Source organism: Novosphingobium capsulatum NBRC 12533 (assembly GCF_001598375.1).
Classification (GTDB): domain Bacteria; phylum Pseudomonadota; class Alphaproteobacteria; order Sphingomonadales; family Sphingomonadaceae; genus Novosphingobium; species Novosphingobium capsulatum.
Genome location: NZ_BCYV01000008.1, coordinates 68,490 through 83,296, shown reverse-complemented (window position 1 = coordinate 83,296; position 14,807 = coordinate 68,490). Strand labels below are relative to the sequence as shown.

Here is a 14,807-nt window from a genome sequence, read left to right as displayed (position 1 = left end):
GGGGCGGATCAGGCAGCGGTGGACATGGCCAACCTCCCGCCTGCAGCGTTTTCAACGGTAGCGGTGCCTGCGGCGTGCACGGCATCGTCGCCAGCAAAGATGCGCGGCAGGTCAAGGATCACGATGAACCCATCCGCCTCGCGCACCACGCCCTGGACGAAGCCCGCGTTCCACGCGGTGCCAATGTCGGGCGCCGCTTCGATACGATCGACCGGCACCGTCACCACTGCCAGCACACGATCGATCACCACGCCCAGCGCCAGGGTGCGATCGGGCAGCGGCACATCCAGAATGATGATGCGCGTGGCCAGCGTAGGTTCTACTGATGGCAGCCCCAGGCGGCGGCGAAAGTCTAGTGTGGGCACGCCCTGGCCGCGCACGTCGGTAAGACCCAGGAAATGCACCGGTCCGCCCGGCACATGGCTGGGCACCTGATAATCCAAGATTTCGCGTACCAGCACCACCGGCACGGCGAAGACTTCCCGCCCCAGGCCGAACGTCACGACCTGAAGATCATCGCGGGCGGGCGCTTCGGCCAAGGAACGGGGGGCGGTCATGCGGCGGCCTGGCCGAAATCGGCATCGTCGGCATCGGCCGTTCCAGCCGAGAGATCGATGGCAAAGCCCTTGAGCCGCGCCTGCTGATCGCCGATCGAGCCGGGGCGCGCCGCCTTGCGGGCAGGCTTGGCGGCAGTCTTGCCAGGTTTTGTGGCGACCGCCTTGGCCCGGCCTGCGGGCGCGGCGCTGCGCGATGCGGTGCGTGCGTTGGGATCGACGCGGAAGTACGAGATGCTGGCCTGCAGCTCTTCGGCCTGGGCGGCGAGTTCTTCCGACGTGGCCGAAATTTCTTCCGAGGCACCGGCGTTCTGCTGAGTCACCTGGTCAAGCTGCTGGATTGCTTCGTTGATCTGGGTGGCGCCGATATCCTGTTCGCGGCAGGCTGCGCTGATCTCGCTGATCAGTTCGGCCGTGCGGCGGATGTCGGGCACCAGCTTGCTCAGCATGTCGCCGGCCTCGGCCGCAGCCTTTACCGTGTCGGACGATACGGCGACGATTTCCGAGGCCGCGCTCTGGCTGCGTTCGGCCAGCTTGCGCACTTCGCTCGCTACCACGGCAAAGCCCTTGCCATGCTCGCCGGCGCGGGCCGCTTCGACGGCGGCATTGAGTGCGAGCAGATCGGTCTGCCGGGCGATTTCCTGAACGATGCCGATCTTTTCGGCGATCGTGCGCATCGCATCCACCGCGCGGTTGACCACCACGCCTGATTGCTCGGCATCCTTGGCGGATTGACGCGCGATCTTTTCGGTCTGGGCCGCGTTGTCGGCGTTCTGCTTGATGTTGGCGGCCATCTGCTCCATCGAAGCCGAAGCCTGTTCCGCCGCCGCAGCCTGTTCGGTCGCGCCCTGCGAGAGCTGTTCCGAACTGGCGGCGAGTTCCTGGCTGCCGGACGAGACGTTTTCCGATGCACCGGTCGCTTCGCTGACCACGTTGCGCAGGCGGTCAATCATTGCCACCAGGGCCAGGCCCAACTGGTCGCGGTCGGATAGGGCAGCGTGGTTTACCGTCAGATCACCATCGGCCAGGCTGTTGGCCACTGTGGCGGCCGCCCGCATGTTGGCAATCATCGCCATCAATGCCTTGCCCAGCCGATCGCGGTCAGAAAGCAGTTCCACGTCGTTGGAAAGGTCGCCCAGGGCGATATTGTCGGCAAACAGGGCGGTCTTGCGCAGATTGCCGATCATGGTGTTGAGCGAGCGGACGACATCGGCGATCTCGTCATCGCCCTTCATGTCGATCATGTTGTCGAGATCGCCCTCGGCTACGGTGCCCACTGCGGTGTTGATCTGGCGCAGGCCGCGCGCCACCATCCGGCCGATCCACACGGCACCGGCCACCGCCACGATCAGTGCGAGCAGCGTGGTGACGATCAGCGTGCTGCGCACCGAACCGTAGAGATTGGCGGTTTCCGTGCCGGCGGCCTTCATCTCCTTGCCCTGGTCATCGACGATCTGGTTGAGCGTCTTTTCCAGCTCCACTGCCGCACGGCGGCCATCGGTGATCGAGATCTGACCGGCGGCATCGTTCTGGTTGCGCATGGCCAGCGCACGCATGCGGGCATTCGCGTCCTTTAGCGTAGCCCATTGTTCATCGGCGCGGTTCCACATCGGCCGCGTTTGGTCGGTGGCGGTTTGGCGGCCCTGATCGAGCATTTCGCTGACCTTGCGCACCGTGTTGTCCGACTGCGTGTTCCACTCGCGCGTCAGATCCATGTCGCTGGTCAACGCCATGTTCTTTTCGAAACGGACCAGCTGGCTCATCGTCATGGCGGTTTGCTGGGCCAGTGACAGGCGGGCTGCCGGGCCGGAAATGAGGTCGGCGATGCTGGTGTTGAGCGAACCCAGCGCATTGATGGACAGGCCGGCGATGGCCATCATCAGGATGATGAGGGCGACGAAGGTAGCTCCCAGTTTCAACTTGATCGTGGCACGCATGGTGGGAAAATCCTTGTTTCTGGCGCGTCGCTGGCGGCCAGAAAGGGGGGCCGCATCAGGCTTGGTCATCGGGTTGCGATCGTTGGCAAAGACATCGCCAGGGGCCATCAAGCCGCCAGGCTACCCCCGCCGAGCTGGCGTGGTGCCGCTTCGAAAATGGCCGAAAGGGCCGGCAGCACGATCACCCCGTCGGCCTGACGCACGAACTCGCGCACGAATTCGCGGCGCCAGCGCAGGCCAACTTGCGGCGGATCGGAACTGTCGCTGCGCGACAGCATCGCCACCTCATGAACTTTGTCGGTGCGCAGGCCGATGTGCGTCATCTCGCCATCGATCTGGGTTTCGATCACCACGATGCGGCTGTCGGGCGTTGGCGGGGTGATCGCCATGCCGAAAGCCACGCGCAGATCGGCAATCGGAATGATCTTGCCGCGATAGTTGACGATGCTGGCGACCAGCGGCGCGGCGCCGGGCACGCGCGTTTCGGGCAGCAAGTCAACGATCTCGCGAATGTCGGTGGCCTCGATCGCCAGGCATTCGCTGCCAACGTCGAACGTCAGCACTTCCAGGTTGCCGTGTTCGTCCCAGCGGGTCTTTTGGGGGTCGGTCATGGTGTCAGCCCACGGCGCGCAGCCGTGCCTCCCGTTGCTGGCCGGTGGCCACGAGTTGCATGATGTCGAGAATGAGAGCGACGCTGCCGTCTCCCAGGATCGTGGCGCCGGAAAAGCTGTTGACCGCGCGGTGCACGCCCGACATCGATTTGATCACCGTCTGATGGCTGCCGATGATCTGGTCGACCACCAGGCCCACACGTTCCCCCGCGGCGGAAATGACCACGATCTTCTGGTGCTGATCGGGCTGGGCGCCGGTTTCGAACAGATCGTGCAGGCGCAGGAACGGCACCAGTGCATCACGCAGGCGGATCATGCTGCGGCCGCGCGTGCGCAGGTCTTCCTCGGCAGACAGCTCGATACATTCCTCGACCGCCGCCAATGGAATGACATAGCAGCCACTGGCCACGCGCACGAGCAGCCCCTCGATGATCGCCAGCGTCAGCGGGATGCGCAGGGTAAAGGTGGAGCCCTGGCCTTCCTGGCTGGCGATATCGATCGTGCCGCGCAGCCCCTCGATCGTCCGCTTGACCACGTCCATCCCCACACCGCGCCCAGACAGGTTGGTGACCTGGGCGGCCGTGGAAAAGCCGGGGTGGAAGATCATCTGCAACAATTCGTGATCGGTCACGCTCTGGCCCGGCTGAATCAGGCCGTTGGCCTCCGCCTTGGCGCGCACCCGCTCGCGGTTGATGCCCCGGCCATCGTCGGTGATGGTGATCAGCACCTCACCGCCGGCATGGGCGGCGGTCAGCATGACGCGGCCGGTCCCCGGCTTTCCGGCGGCCAGGCGCTCTTCGGGCGTTTCCAGGCCATGATCGCAGGCATTGCGGATGAGGTGGACGATCGGATCGGCCAATTGCTCGGTCACGGTCTTGTCCACCTCGGTGGATTCGCCGTCGGTCAGCAGTTCGATCGCCTTGCCGGTGTCGCGCGCCAGATCGTGGATCAGGCGGCGGAAGCGGCCGAATAGGTTGGCCACTGGCACCATGCGCAAGACCATCATGGTGTCGCGCATTTCGCTGACCAGGCGCTCGATCTCTTCCGAGATGGAGCGCAGCGCCACTTCGCCCGACGCACCGATCAGCCCGCTGTTGGCCAATTGCGACAGGCGGCTTTGCACGATCACCAGTTCGCCCACGCGGTCCATCAGCACGTCGAGCCGTTCGGCCGGAACGCGCACGCTTTCCCCGGCGCGCGGCGCCTGGCGGGCGGCGGCATCGGCCTGGGCCGGCACCTGGACAGCGACGCTGGCCGGCGTTCCCGTGGCAGCGGCAGCAACGGCGCCCGGCGCGGCTGCGTTCGTGGCCACGTCCGTCTCCGCCGGCGTTGTTGCCAGCGGCGTCAGCTCCATGTCCATGTCGTCCATCACGAAGATGAACACGTCCTCGATCGCGTCGCGGCTGATCTCGCCCAGCAGCGTCACGTCCCAGCCGATCAGGCATTCGGTTGGCACCAGATCGGGCAGGGCGGGCAAGGCATCGCACAGCGCCACCACCCGGCATTCGCCCAATGCTCGCAGTTCGTCGAGCAGGCTCAGCGGATTGGTGCCGTTGGCCATGGCCGAGGCGGGCAGGCGAAAACGCAGATGCCATCCACCAGTCGTCGATGTGGCTGCCGCTGGTGTTGGCGGGGCTGTTTCGCCCGCTGCCGTGGCAGGCATTGCGCCGCTTTCGGGCAGGGCGGCATGCAGCCGCGCCAGGATCGCATCGCCTGTCGCCTCGAGCCCCGCGCCATCGCCATCGACCAGCGCGCGCATGTGGTCCATGGCCGACAGGATCACGTGGACAAGTTCGGCCGTGGCGGGAAACAAGCCCTTGCGCACCCGATCGAATGCGGTTTCGCAATGGTGGGTGAACGTGGCCAGCGCATCAAAGCCGAACATCGCGCCCGACCCTTTGAGCGTGTGCAGCCCGCGGAACACCGCATCGATCAGCCCGCGATCGTCCAACTGGTTCGACAGGTCGAGCAGTGCCTGTTCGATCTGGTCGAGCAGGTCACCGGCTTCCACGCGGAACGCGGCAATGGGATCTGTTTCGCTCACCGGCCCAGCACCTTCTTGGTAATGCGCAGCAGCTGATCGGGCTGGAACGGCTTGACCAGCCAGCCCGTGGCGCCGGCGGCGCGGGCTTCCTGCTTGATGGCATCATCTGACTCGGTGGTGAGGAAGATGATCGGGGTGCCCATCTGCACGGGCAGCTTGCGGATTTCGCGGATCATGCTCAGCCCATCCATGTTGGGCATGTTGAGATCGGTGATGATCATGTCGAACTTCTGACCCTGCGCCTTGCCCAGGCCTTCCAGCCCGTCGCAGGCCTCGGTCACGCTATAGCCTGCGCCAGTCAGCGCGATCCGCGTGGCAAGGCGCAGACTGCTGGAATCGTCTACGGTGAGGATCGAGGCCGTCATTGCGGGAGTTCTCCGTGAAACCAGAAATCGAGGGTTTCGGTGCTGGGATCGGTCAGGAACCCGGCGCGGCGCAGCAGTGCCGTCACGGCCGGATTGGCCGGCGCCGACAGACGCAGCGCGCGGCTGTCCCGCAGGGCATGCTGGCGCGCCGTTTCCACCAGCTGCACCAGCGAAAGATCGACATCGACCAGATCCGACAGATCGAGCACCATCGCGGCATGCGCTTCCAGGGACTCGGTCATGTTCGACCAGGCCGTGGTGATGGTTTGCATGTTGGCCACCGGGCCAAGGCTGAGGGTAAAACTCATGGCACACTCCGCAGAACGCACCATGGATTACGGGGTGGTCGCTGAAATCGGCGTAAGGCGCCCCTGCGGCATTTCCCCTAGAGCGGGCGAAACGCGCAACGTTCTAATGGCTGGGTTCCAATGGCTGGCTCCCGGCACGATTATCGACTAAGGCGCGCGGGAATTTCTCCCCGCACCATTTCAGCCCGGACCTTTTGTTTGTGAACGATCGCAAGCCTGTCGATGCCGCTGCCGTTGCCATCATGATCGTGCTCTGCGCGATCTGGGGTTCGCAGCAGGTTGCCATCAAGCTGGTGGCGGGCGCGATGAGCCCGTTGTTGCAGATGGGCCTGCGTTCGGGTCTGGCTGGCCTCGCCACGCTGGCCATTGTGCTGTGGCGTGGGGAAGGGCGGGTGATCAACCGCCAGACCCTGGCACCGGGCCTGGCCATCGGGCTGCTGTTTGGCACCGAATTCCTGCTTGCGGGCGAAGCGCTGCGCTTCACCAGCGCCTCCCACGTCACCATCTATCTCTATACTGCGCCAATTGGCGCTGCCCTGGCGCTGGGTCTGCTGCGCCCTGACGAGCGCCTGCGCGCTGGCCAGTGGGTGGGCATCGCGCTGTCGTTTGCTGGCGTGGTGCTGGCGTTCAGCGGCGGCAAGGAAGGGGCGGGCTATCCCGACGGTCGGCTGGGCGATGCCCTGGCGCTGGGCGGCGCCTGCGGTTGGGCCTGCACCACGCTGGTGCTGCGCAATTCGTCGCTGGCCAATGCGCCGGCCTCGGTCACGCTGTTCTATCAGTTGATGGGCGCTTTCGTGCTGTGCACGTTGGCCGCGCCGGTGCTGGGTGAAACGGCCGTGAGCCTGACCGCCCCGCTCCTGGCCAGCATGGCGTTCCAGGTCGTGGTCGTGGCGTTCCTCAGCTATCTCACCTGGTATGCCCTGCTGCGGCGCTACAGCGCGGCGCGGTTGGGGGTGTTGAGCTTCATGACGCCGATGTTTGGTGTGGCCGCCGGCGTGATCGTGCTGGGTGACAAGCTGGACGCCGCGTTCATCGGCGGCGCCTTGATGATCCTGGCGGGCATCATCATCGTCAGCACGGCCGATGCGCTGCCCGCGCGCCTGTTCAAGCGGCGTTTTCGTCCCGCGGTGAACTCGTAAGCTCGCCGATCTTGTCGATCGCCTCGGCCTCCATGGCCTGAAGCTCGGTCATGGTCTTGAGCAAGGCGCTGTGCTGGCTTTCCAGCTTGCGCAGCCGGCTGCGGATGTGCGCCACCAGATGCTGCAATTGCTCCAGCCGGGTGGGATCGACATCGTAGAGATCGAGGAATTCCTTGATCTCGCGGATGCTGAAACCCAGCCGCTTGCCGCGCAGGATCAACTGCATGCGTGCCACTTCGCGGTGCGAATAGATGCGCGTGTTGCCCACCCGCGCTGGCTCGATCAGGCCCTTGTCCTCGTAAAAGCGCAGGGTGCGGTGCGTCACGCCCAAGCGGCGCGCCACATCCTGGATGCCTTGCAGGCCATCCTCGGGCGCGGCGGGCGCTGGTTCCGCCGTGGGTTCGGGCGGATCGGGCAAAGTATCGATCATGGTGGCCAATTTTCCCCCCAGAATGGCGCTACCTATTGCGCCGCAAAATGTGGATTGCAACTGCCCCCAATCGCACCTTGCACTTAAACCGCGGGCGTGGCGGCCTCGGCCTTGGCACGCTCTTCGGCGACCAGTTCCTTTTTCGAAAGCTTGCCCACCATGGTCTTGGGCAGGCTTTGGCGAATTTCGACAGCGCGCGGCACCTCGATCTTGTTGAGGTGCTCGGTCAGGAAATCGAGAATCTCCTGCGGCGAGACGTCCTGGCCGTCGTGCAGCTTGACGAACAGCTTGGCGCTTTGCCCGCGATAGCGATCGGGAATGCCGATCGCGATGGCTTCCTCGATTGCCGGATGGAGATAGGCCGCTTCCTCGATGACGCGCGGATAGACATTGTATCCGCCGCTCAGGATCACGTCCTTGAGGCGGTCCACCAGGTAGAGATAGCCATCTTCGTCGAGGTGGCCCACGTCGCCCGTGCGCAGCGCGCCATCGACAAAGACCTTGGCGGTGTCGTCTGGGCGCTGCCAGTAGCCGGCCATCACCTGCGGCCCGCGCACGCAGACCTCGCCATTGGCGCCCAGCGGCAGGACCGTCTCGGGGTTTTCAGGATCGCGGATTTCGATTTGCGTGCCCGGGAAGGCCTGGCCGCAGCTGTTGGCGCGGATATCGCCATCAACCGGGTTGCATGTCACGATGGGCGAGGCTTCGGTCAGGCCATAGCCTTCGCAGATGCGTCCGCCGGTGCGCTGTTCGAACGTCTGGCGCACTTCCAGCGGCAGCGGCGCACCGCCGGAAATGCAGGCGCGCAGCGCCGACAGGTTGGGAATCTTGGAATCGTCGAGCGCGTTCATCGCGATGAACAGCGTCGGCACGCCGAAAAACAGCGTGGGCGGCTTGCGCTTGATGGTGGCCAGCATCGCGTCCATTTCGAAGCGCGGCATCAGCACCAGTTCCGACCCCACCAGGATCGAGAAATCGAGCACGGCGGTCAGCGCAAAGACGTGGAAGAACGGCAGCACGGCCAGCGTGCGCTGCGGGGCAGGCAGATCGCCATGGATATGCGCCTGTTGCTGCAGGGCATTGGCCGTGAGATTGCGATGGGTCAGCATCGCGCCCTTGGGCGTGCCGGTGGTGCCGCCGGTGTATTGCAGCACGGCCAGGTCATCGGGCACCAGTGCCACCGGCCGGGGCGGATCGCCGCGAGCGATCAGGTCGCAAAAGCGCATGTGCAGCGCATCATGGGCATAGCGGGCATGGTCGCGCCGCTTGAACAGGCGCCATCCCCACGCCTTTACCCGGGGCAGGATGCCGGCCATCGGGCAGACCAGAATGGTGGCCAACTGACATTCGTCGGCAATGGCGCGCACCTTGCCGTGGATTTCGCGCAGGTCTGGCACGGCAACAACGCGGGCGCCGCTGTCGGTCAACAGATGGCGCATCTCGCTTTGGGTGTAGAGCGGGTTGAGATTGACCACCACCGCGCCGATCTTGAGCGCGGCAAAGTAGAGCACGATGTAATAGGGCGTGTTGGGCAGGCACAGTGCCACCCGATCGCCCTTGCCCAGGCCAAGGTCCTGAAAGCCGCGCGCGGCCCGTTCGACCATCCGCCCCAGCGCCCGATAGGTCCAGGTGCGGCCCATGAAGTCCACCGCGGGGCGGTCGCCATGATCGCGCACGGCGTTGTCCATGAAGTCACCCAGCAGCATGGCCGGCGGTGACCAGTCTGGCGGCAGGCTGTCGGGTGCGCGTGAAGGGGCGATGGGGGTGGCCTCGATCGGGGGGGCAGCGACCATGTCAGGTTCCGGCAAGAGGGAGGGAAATGGCGCCGAGGCCAAGAGGGCCCCGGCGCCTTCGGGCGATCAGAAAGCGACCCGTCCGCCCAGCGACAGCACCACGACATGGGCCTTTTGCAGCATGCCGTTGACCAGGATCGGGGTCTGCGCCGGCGTGCCGGCATAGGCGGCGGTCAAGCGGTTGACCGGCGCATCGGCGAGGGTGAGGTAGTTGGCGGCAACGTCGATCTTGAACGCGCGGCTGAACGCATGGGTGGCGCCCAAGGCAAAGTTCCAGCGGTTGCTATCGGGCACGCGGGCATCGCGTTCGTTCGGGCGAACGGGCGAAACGTCACGCTGCACGCCGCCGCGAACGGTCCACTTGGGGCTGAGGTCAGCGTCAAAGCCGACGGCAACCGCCCAGGTGTTGCGATAGTCTTCGGGGATCGCGGTGTTGAGCGGGCTGCCCAGCTGGATCGCGTTGAACTTGGACCAGCCAAAGCGGGTTGCCTGGGCGTTGAGCGTAAAGCCCGGCGTTACCGTCCAGCGGCCACCGAACGTCAGCTGCCAGGGCGTGGTAAAGTCTGCCTCGGTAGAGATGTTGGCGTTGTTCGCCGCCAGCGGGCCGAGCAGGCCGGCAATCGTCACGTCACCCTTGAGCTTGTGCTTGATGGCCGACTTGTAGCTCAGGCCCACGGTCACGGTCTTGCCGCGGAACTGCGTACCGGCCGACCAGCCCACATCCCAGCCCTTGCCGCTAAGCGTCTGGCTGCCATCGGGCAGCACGGCCAGCAGGTTGGGCAGGGCATTGCCCAGCGTGGCATCGGCATGTTCGACGTTCACCGCGCCGCCGATGGAAATCACCGGGGTCAGCTGCACGGCCAGCGAGGGCTGGATGTCGACCGTGCGCAGGCGCGTGGTCAGCGCGGTATAGCGTGCCCAGCTGCTGTTCGAATATTCGGTGGTGAAGTTGTACGGCGCAGTCACCGCCAGGCCCACGGCCACGCGGTTGCCCAGCGAATGCGCGATCGCGCCCGAGGGCACGACGCCCTTGTGGATCGGGTTGTGGGCCACACTGTCGCCGCCCACCGCCGTGGCAGGCTGGCCAGGGCGCTTGATCAGGGTGCCGTTGTTGACCACGTCGCCAGAGGGCAGGATGCCGGTGGCGCTCAGCATGGCTTCGCCGCCGGTCATGCCGCCGATGCTGGCGGGGTTCCACCACAGGCTTTCCGCGCCCGTGTCGGCCACTTCGCCCGAATAGGCGCGGCCGGTGGCCTTGGCGGACTGGTCCTGAAGATAAAAGCCGCCTGCCAGGGCAGGGCTGGCAAGTCCGGCGGTGCCGGCCAGAAGCACGGCGCAGGCCAGCGTGCGGCGGTGGTTCAGGTTCATCTCTCTCTCACTCCCATGCGAATTTTTGTGGTGTCTGTGGTTTCAACGGTGCCGGTGGTGTTTGGTCTGGCCGGCTCCGGCTGCATCAGCGCAGGCGCTTCCACGTTTGGGTCTTGCACAAGGGCCACACGATGCAGCCCTTGAGCTTGAGCGTGTCAGCATCGGCGATCGTGATCGTCGCCTTGTAGGTGCCGCCGTCTTCGGGATTGTAGATCGAGCCACCCTCCCAACCGTCGGTGCTGCGCGCAAAACCTTGCAGAATGGTCAGCCCCTTGAGCGGACGACTGCGCAGGGCCGGATTCTTGTTTTTACCGTCGGCAAAGGCCGGATTGGCGCGGATGCTGTCGGATTCGACCAGGCGCCCGCAGATCGACGCGCCGCACGGGGCAATTTCAACGATGCCGTGCTTGGTGGGCGTGGCCCAGCGGCCGATGGCCTGTTCGGATGCGGATTGTCCGGCAGCGTAGGAGGCCGGAGCATAGGTGGCCGCCGCTGCCCCCATCAGGGACATTACGGTGATGGCCAATAACGGCTTACCTCTCATCGTTCTTCATCCTCGACCCAAGAACCCAAAGCGCGCCTCGTGCGTTTCGGTATCCGGTTATCACCCGGCCTTTCTTGCCTTTGCCGGTGTGCGACTCACTCTATGCCCCAAATTTTGGTTGACGTATAGGGAAAGTTGAGCACCATTACGGACGAAAGCAGCGCCAAGGGTGATTCCGTGGTATCGGAGGCACAGGCGGCAGCTGCCCCACCTGACGAGGATGCCAGAAATCATGCCGAATGCGGTCATTGCCGGATATGCCCGGTCACCGTTCCACCTTGCCGGCAAGGGCGCGCTTGCCCGTACCCGGCCCGACGATCTTGCCGCGGCTGTGGTCAAGGCGCTGGTCCAGCGCACCGGCATTGACGCCGCCGCGATCGAGGATCTGATCGTCGGCTGCGCTTTTCCCGAAGGCGAACAGGGCTTTAACGTCGCGCGCCTGATCGGCATGATTGCCGGCCTGCCGCGTTCGGTCGGCGGCATGACGGTCAACCGCTTCTGCGGTTCGTCGATGAGCGCGATCCACTATGCCGTGGGCCAGATCGCAGCCGGCGCGGGTGAGCTGTTCATCGCCGCCGGGGTCGAATCGATGAGCCGGGTGCCGATGATGGGCTTCAACCCGCTGCCCAATCCGGCCCTGGCCAAGGCCAGCCAGGCCTATATCGGCATGGGCGACACCGCCGAAAACCTCGCCAGCCAGTATGGCCTGTCGCGCCAGGCACAGGAAGCCTTCGCCGTCGCCAGCCAGGACAAGGCTGCTGCTGCCATCGCCGCTGGCAAGCTCAAGGACGAGATCGTCGGCATCGAAACCAAGGCTGGCCTCGTCGATACCGATGGCTGCCCGCGCCCCGGCACCACCGCCGAAACCCTCGCTGGGCTCAAGCCCGCGTTCAGCGCCACCGGTACGGTCACGGCCGGCACGTCCTCGCCGCTGACCGATGGCGCGAGCGCGGTGATCGTGGCGAGCGAAGACTATGCCCGCGCCCATGGCCTGCCCATTCTGGCGCGGATCAAGGCCATGGCCATTTCCGGCTGCGCGCCGGAAATCATGGGCATCGGCCCGGTCGAATCCAGCCGCAAGGCGCTGGAGCGTGCCGGCATTTCCGTGTCCGATCTCGATGTGATCGAGCTGAACGAAGCCTTTGCCAGCCAGGCGCTGGCCTGCATTGCCGATCTTGGCCTCGATCAGGCGAAGATCAACCTGGATGGCGGCGCGATCGCGCTGGGCCACCCGCTGGGCGCCACTGGCGCGCGCATCGTCGGCAAGGCGGCCAGCCTGTTGCAGCGCACGGGCGGCAAGTATGCGCTCGCCACGCAGTGCATCGGCGGCGGCCAGGGCATCGCCACGGTTCTGGAGGCGATCTGATGCCAGAGGCAACCCACAGCGAGTCCATCAGGAAGGTCTGCGTCATCGGCGCGGGCACCATGGGCGCCGGCATCGCCGCCCAGGTGGCCAACGCCGGCGTGCCGGTGCTGCTGCTCGACATCGTGCGCGATCCGGCCGACCGCAATGCGGTGGCCCAGGGCGCGCTCGATCGCCTGGCCAAGGCCGAGCCGGCGGCGTTCATGAGCAAGCGCGCCGCCAAGCTGGTCGAGGTTGGCAATATCGAAGACGATCTGCCCCGCGTTGCCGAGTGCGACTGGGTGATCGAAGCGATTGTCGAACGGCTCGATCTCAAGCACGCGCTCTATGAAAAGCTCGAAGGCGTGCGCCGCCCCGGCACGGCGGTTTCGTCCAACACGTCGACGATCCCGCTCGAACAGCTGATCGCCGGGCGCGGCGAAGGCTTTGCCCGTGATTTCCTGATCACGCACTTCTTCAACCCGCCGCGCTACATGCGCCTGCTTGAAGTGGTGGCGGGGCCAGCCAGCGATGCTGCTCTGGTGGCGCGGGTCAGCGATTTTGCCGATCGCGCGCTGGGCAAGACCGTGGTGCGCGCCAAGGATACGCCAGGCTTTCTGGCCAACCGTGTCGGCACGTTCTGGATCCAGCAGGCGATCAACGCCGCGATCGATCTGGGGCTGAGCGTGGAAGAAGCCGATGCCGTGGTGGGCAAGCCGATGGGCGTGCCCAAGACCGGCGTGTTCGGCCTGGTTGACCTGGTCGGCATCGATCTGATGCCGCACTTGAAGGCGAGCCTTACCGCCACGCTGCCGGAAGATGATGCCTATCGCGCCATCGCGATCGATCATCCGCTGATCATGAAGATGATCGCCGATGGCTATACCGGGCGCAAGGGCAAGGGCGGTTTCTATCGCCTCAACCGCGAGGCGGGCAAGCGCAAGGAAGCGATCGATCTGGCCACCGGCGAATACCGCGCTGCCGCCAAGCCGCCATCGCTGCCCGGCGCCGTGTTCAAGGATCTCAAGGCGCTGGTTGGCCTGCCCGGCAAGCTGGGTGCCTATGCCTGGGCCGTGCTGGCGCCGACGCTGTCCTATGCCGCGTCGCTCGTCCCCAGCGCGTCTGACGATATCGTTGCCATCGATGTGGCGATGAAGCTGGGCTACAACTGGAAGTCAGGCCCGTTCGAACTGATCGACAAGCTCGGCACGGCCGCCTTTGCCGAACGCCTCAAGGCCGAAGGCAAGCCGGTTCCGGCCATCGTCGAACTCGCTGCTGGTCGCCCGTTCTATAGGGTCGAAGCGGGCAAGCGCCAGGCGCTGGGCCTTGATGGGGAATACCACGATGTGGCGCATGCCGCGGGTGTGGTGCTGCTCGAAGACATCAAGCTGGCCGCCAAGCCCCTGCTCAAGACCGCCTCTGCCGCGCTCTGGGACGTTGGCGATGGCGTTGCCGCGCTGGAATTCACCGGCAAGATGAACGCGCTCGATGCCGAGGTGATGAAGCTGATCGGCCAGGCCATTCCGTTGGTGGCGGAAAAGTTCAAGGGCCTGGTGATCTACAACGAAGGCAGCCACTTCTCGGCGGGTGCCAACCTGGGCCTGGCGCTGTTCGCCATGAACATCGCCGCTTGGGGCGAGATCGAAAAGCTCGTTGCCGGTGGCCAGCAGGCGATGAAGGCGCTCAAGTATGCGCCGTTCCCGGTGGTCGGCGCGCCATCGGGGATGGCGCTGGGCGGCGGCTGCGAAGTCCTGCTGCATTGCGACGCCATCCAGGCGCACGCCGAAAGCTATATCGGCTTGGTCGAATGCGGTGTCGGCCTCGTGCCGGGCTGGGGCGGCAATGGCGAACTGCTCGATCGCTGGCGGCACAATCCGGCGCTGCCCAAGGGGCCGATGCCGGCCGTGGCCAAGGTGTTCGAAACGGTGTCGACCGCCACGGTGTCCAAGTCGGCCGCCCAGGCGATCGAACTCGGCTTCCTGCGCCCGACCGACCAGGTGACGATGAACCGTGATCGTCTTCTGGCCGATGCCAAGGCCCGCGTTCTGGCCCTGGCTGAAGGCTATCAGCCGCCCGAACCGCCGGTGTTCCGCCTGCCGGGTGCCGGTGGCAAGGCCGCGCTCGACATGGCGGTGCAGGGCTTCCGCGCCCGCGGCATGGCCACCTCGCATGACGAGGTGGTATCGGGTGCCCTTGCGCGCATCTTGACCGGCGGCGATGCTGACCTGATCGATACCGTGACCGAGGATGAACTGCTGGCTGCCGAACGCCGGGAATTCACCAGCCTCGTCCGTAACCCCGCGACACAGGCCCGGATTGAGCATATGCTCAAGACCGGCAAGCCGCTTCGCAACTGATTGAGGAGATTTGCC

The 14,807-nt window shown here is 65.5% G+C and carries 13 protein-coding genes; 3 read left to right on the top strand and 10 right to left on the bottom strand.

What is annotated here, in order from left to right; genetic code table 11:
* Window positions 1-8: 8 nt before the first annotated feature.
* From SCA01S_RS07355 to SCA01S_RS07330, 6 genes are all read right to left on the bottom strand, one after another.
* Window positions 9-557, bottom strand: a complete 549-nt coding sequence (locus SCA01S_RS07355; RefSeq protein ID WP_062784422.1) for a chemotaxis protein CheW — start codon at window positions 555-557, stop codon at window positions 9-11.
* Window positions 554-2,491 (bottom strand): methyl-accepting chemotaxis protein, encoded by a 1,938-nt coding sequence (locus SCA01S_RS07350; RefSeq protein ID WP_062784762.1) that lies wholly within the window; start codon window positions 2,489-2,491, stop codon window positions 554-556. The genes SCA01S_RS07355 and SCA01S_RS07350 overlap by 4 nt, the downstream gene beginning before the upstream one ends.
* 107 nt (window positions 2,492-2,598) lie before the next feature.
* Window positions 2,599-3,102: a chemotaxis protein CheW gene (locus SCA01S_RS07345; protein ID WP_062784420.1), complete on the bottom strand. Its 504-nt coding sequence runs from the start codon at window positions 3,100-3,102 to the stop codon at window positions 2,599-2,601.
* A 4-nt stretch (window positions 3,103-3,106) separates the two neighbouring features.
* Window positions 3,107-5,146, bottom strand: coding sequence for a chemotaxis protein CheA (locus SCA01S_RS07340; protein ID WP_062784418.1), 2,040 nt, complete (start codon window positions 5,144-5,146; stop codon window positions 3,107-3,109).
* Window positions 5,143-5,511: a response regulator gene (locus tag SCA01S_RS07335; RefSeq protein WP_022678497.1), complete on the bottom strand. Its 369-nt coding sequence runs from the start codon at window positions 5,509-5,511 to the stop codon at window positions 5,143-5,145. Before SCA01S_RS07335 ends, SCA01S_RS07340 begins: the two co-directional genes overlap by 4 nt.
* Window positions 5,508-5,819, bottom strand: a complete 312-nt coding sequence (locus SCA01S_RS07330) for an STAS domain-containing protein (RefSeq protein ID WP_022678496.1) — start codon at window positions 5,817-5,819, stop codon at window positions 5,508-5,510. Before SCA01S_RS07330 ends, SCA01S_RS07335 begins: the two co-directional genes overlap by 4 nt.
* 200 nt (window positions 5,820-6,019) lie before the next feature.
* Here SCA01S_RS07330 and SCA01S_RS07325 point away from each other — a divergent pair, with 200 nt between their 5' ends.
* Complete coding sequence (locus SCA01S_RS07325) at window positions 6,020-6,958, top strand: DMT family transporter (protein WP_028658446.1); 939 nt, start codon at window positions 6,020-6,022, stop codon at window positions 6,956-6,958.
* Here the strand turns inward: SCA01S_RS07325 and SCA01S_RS07320 are convergent.
* The 4 genes from SCA01S_RS07320 to SCA01S_RS07305 all read right to left on the bottom strand — a co-directional run bounded on the left by SCA01S_RS07320 (window position 6,924) and on the right by SCA01S_RS07305 (window position 11,060).
* Window positions 6,924-7,388: a MerR family transcriptional regulator gene (locus SCA01S_RS07320; RefSeq protein WP_022678494.1), complete on the bottom strand. Its 465-nt coding sequence runs from the start codon at window positions 7,386-7,388 to the stop codon at window positions 6,924-6,926. The genes SCA01S_RS07325 and SCA01S_RS07320 overlap by 35 nt on opposite strands.
* A gap of 83 nt (window positions 7,389-7,471) precedes the next feature.
* Window positions 7,472-9,094: a long-chain-fatty-acid--CoA ligase gene (locus SCA01S_RS07315; RefSeq protein ID WP_062784760.1), complete on the bottom strand. Its 1,623-nt coding sequence runs from the start codon at window positions 9,092-9,094 to the stop codon at window positions 7,472-7,474.
* Window positions 9,095-9,247: 153 nt separating this feature from the next.
* Window positions 9,248-10,549 (bottom strand): OmpP1/FadL family transporter, encoded by a 1,302-nt coding sequence (locus SCA01S_RS07310; RefSeq protein ID WP_022678492.1) that lies wholly within the window; start codon window positions 10,547-10,549, stop codon window positions 9,248-9,250.
* An 85-nt stretch (window positions 10,550-10,634) separates the two neighbouring features.
* Window positions 10,635-11,060: a DUF2147 domain-containing protein gene (locus tag SCA01S_RS07305; RefSeq protein WP_062784416.1), complete on the bottom strand. Its 426-nt coding sequence runs from the start codon at window positions 11,058-11,060 to the stop codon at window positions 10,635-10,637.
* Between the two features lie 265 nt (window positions 11,061-11,325).
* Between SCA01S_RS07305 and SCA01S_RS07300 the strand changes: the two genes are divergently transcribed.
* Window positions 11,326-12,459, top strand: a complete 1,134-nt coding sequence (locus SCA01S_RS07300; protein ID WP_062784758.1) for a thiolase family protein — start codon at window positions 11,326-11,328, stop codon at window positions 12,457-12,459.
* On the top strand, window positions 12,459-14,792 hold the full coding sequence (locus tag SCA01S_RS07295; RefSeq protein WP_062784414.1) for a 3-hydroxyacyl-CoA dehydrogenase/enoyl-CoA hydratase family protein: 2,334 nt from the start codon (window positions 12,459-12,461) through the stop codon (window positions 14,790-14,792). Before SCA01S_RS07300 ends, SCA01S_RS07295 begins: the two co-directional genes overlap by 1 nt.
* The last annotated feature ends 15 nt before the right edge of the window (window positions 14,793-14,807 follow it).

Coding starts and splice junctions, on each gene's coding strand:
- SCA01S_RS07330 (WP_022678496.1), bottom strand. CDS start 5,819: ATGAGTTTTACCCTCAGCCTTGGCCCGGTGGCCAACATGCAAACCATC.
- SCA01S_RS07345 (WP_062784420.1), bottom strand. CDS start 3,102: ATGACCGACCCCCAAAAGACCCGCTGGGACGAACACGGCAACCTGGAA.
- SCA01S_RS07310 (WP_022678492.1), bottom strand. CDS start 10,549: ATGAACCTGAACCACCGCCGCACGCTGGCCTGCGCCGTGCTTCTGGCC.
- SCA01S_RS07300 (WP_062784758.1), top strand. CDS start 11,326: ATGCCGAATGCGGTCATTGCCGGATATGCCCGGTCACCGTTCCACCTT.
- SCA01S_RS07320 (WP_022678494.1), bottom strand. CDS start 7,388: ATGATCGATACTTTGCCCGATCCGCCCGAACCCACGGCGGAACCAGCG.
- SCA01S_RS07305 (WP_062784416.1), bottom strand. CDS start 11,060: ATGTCCCTGATGGGGGCAGCGGCGGCCACCTATGCTCCGGCCTCCTAC.
- SCA01S_RS07350 (WP_062784762.1), bottom strand. CDS start 2,491: ATGCGTGCCACGATCAAGTTGAAACTGGGAGCTACCTTCGTCGCCCTC.
- SCA01S_RS07335 (WP_022678497.1), bottom strand. CDS start 5,511: ATGACGGCCTCGATCCTCACCGTAGACGATTCCAGCAGTCTGCGCCTT.
- SCA01S_RS07315 (WP_062784760.1), bottom strand. CDS start 9,094: ATGCTGCTGGGTGACTTCATGGACAACGCCGTGCGCGATCATGGCGAC.
- SCA01S_RS07295 (WP_062784414.1), top strand. CDS start 12,459: ATGCCAGAGGCAACCCACAGCGAGTCCATCAGGAAGGTCTGCGTCATC.
- SCA01S_RS07355 (WP_062784422.1), bottom strand. CDS start 557: ATGACCGCCCCCCGTTCCTTGGCCGAAGCGCCCGCCCGCGATGATCTT.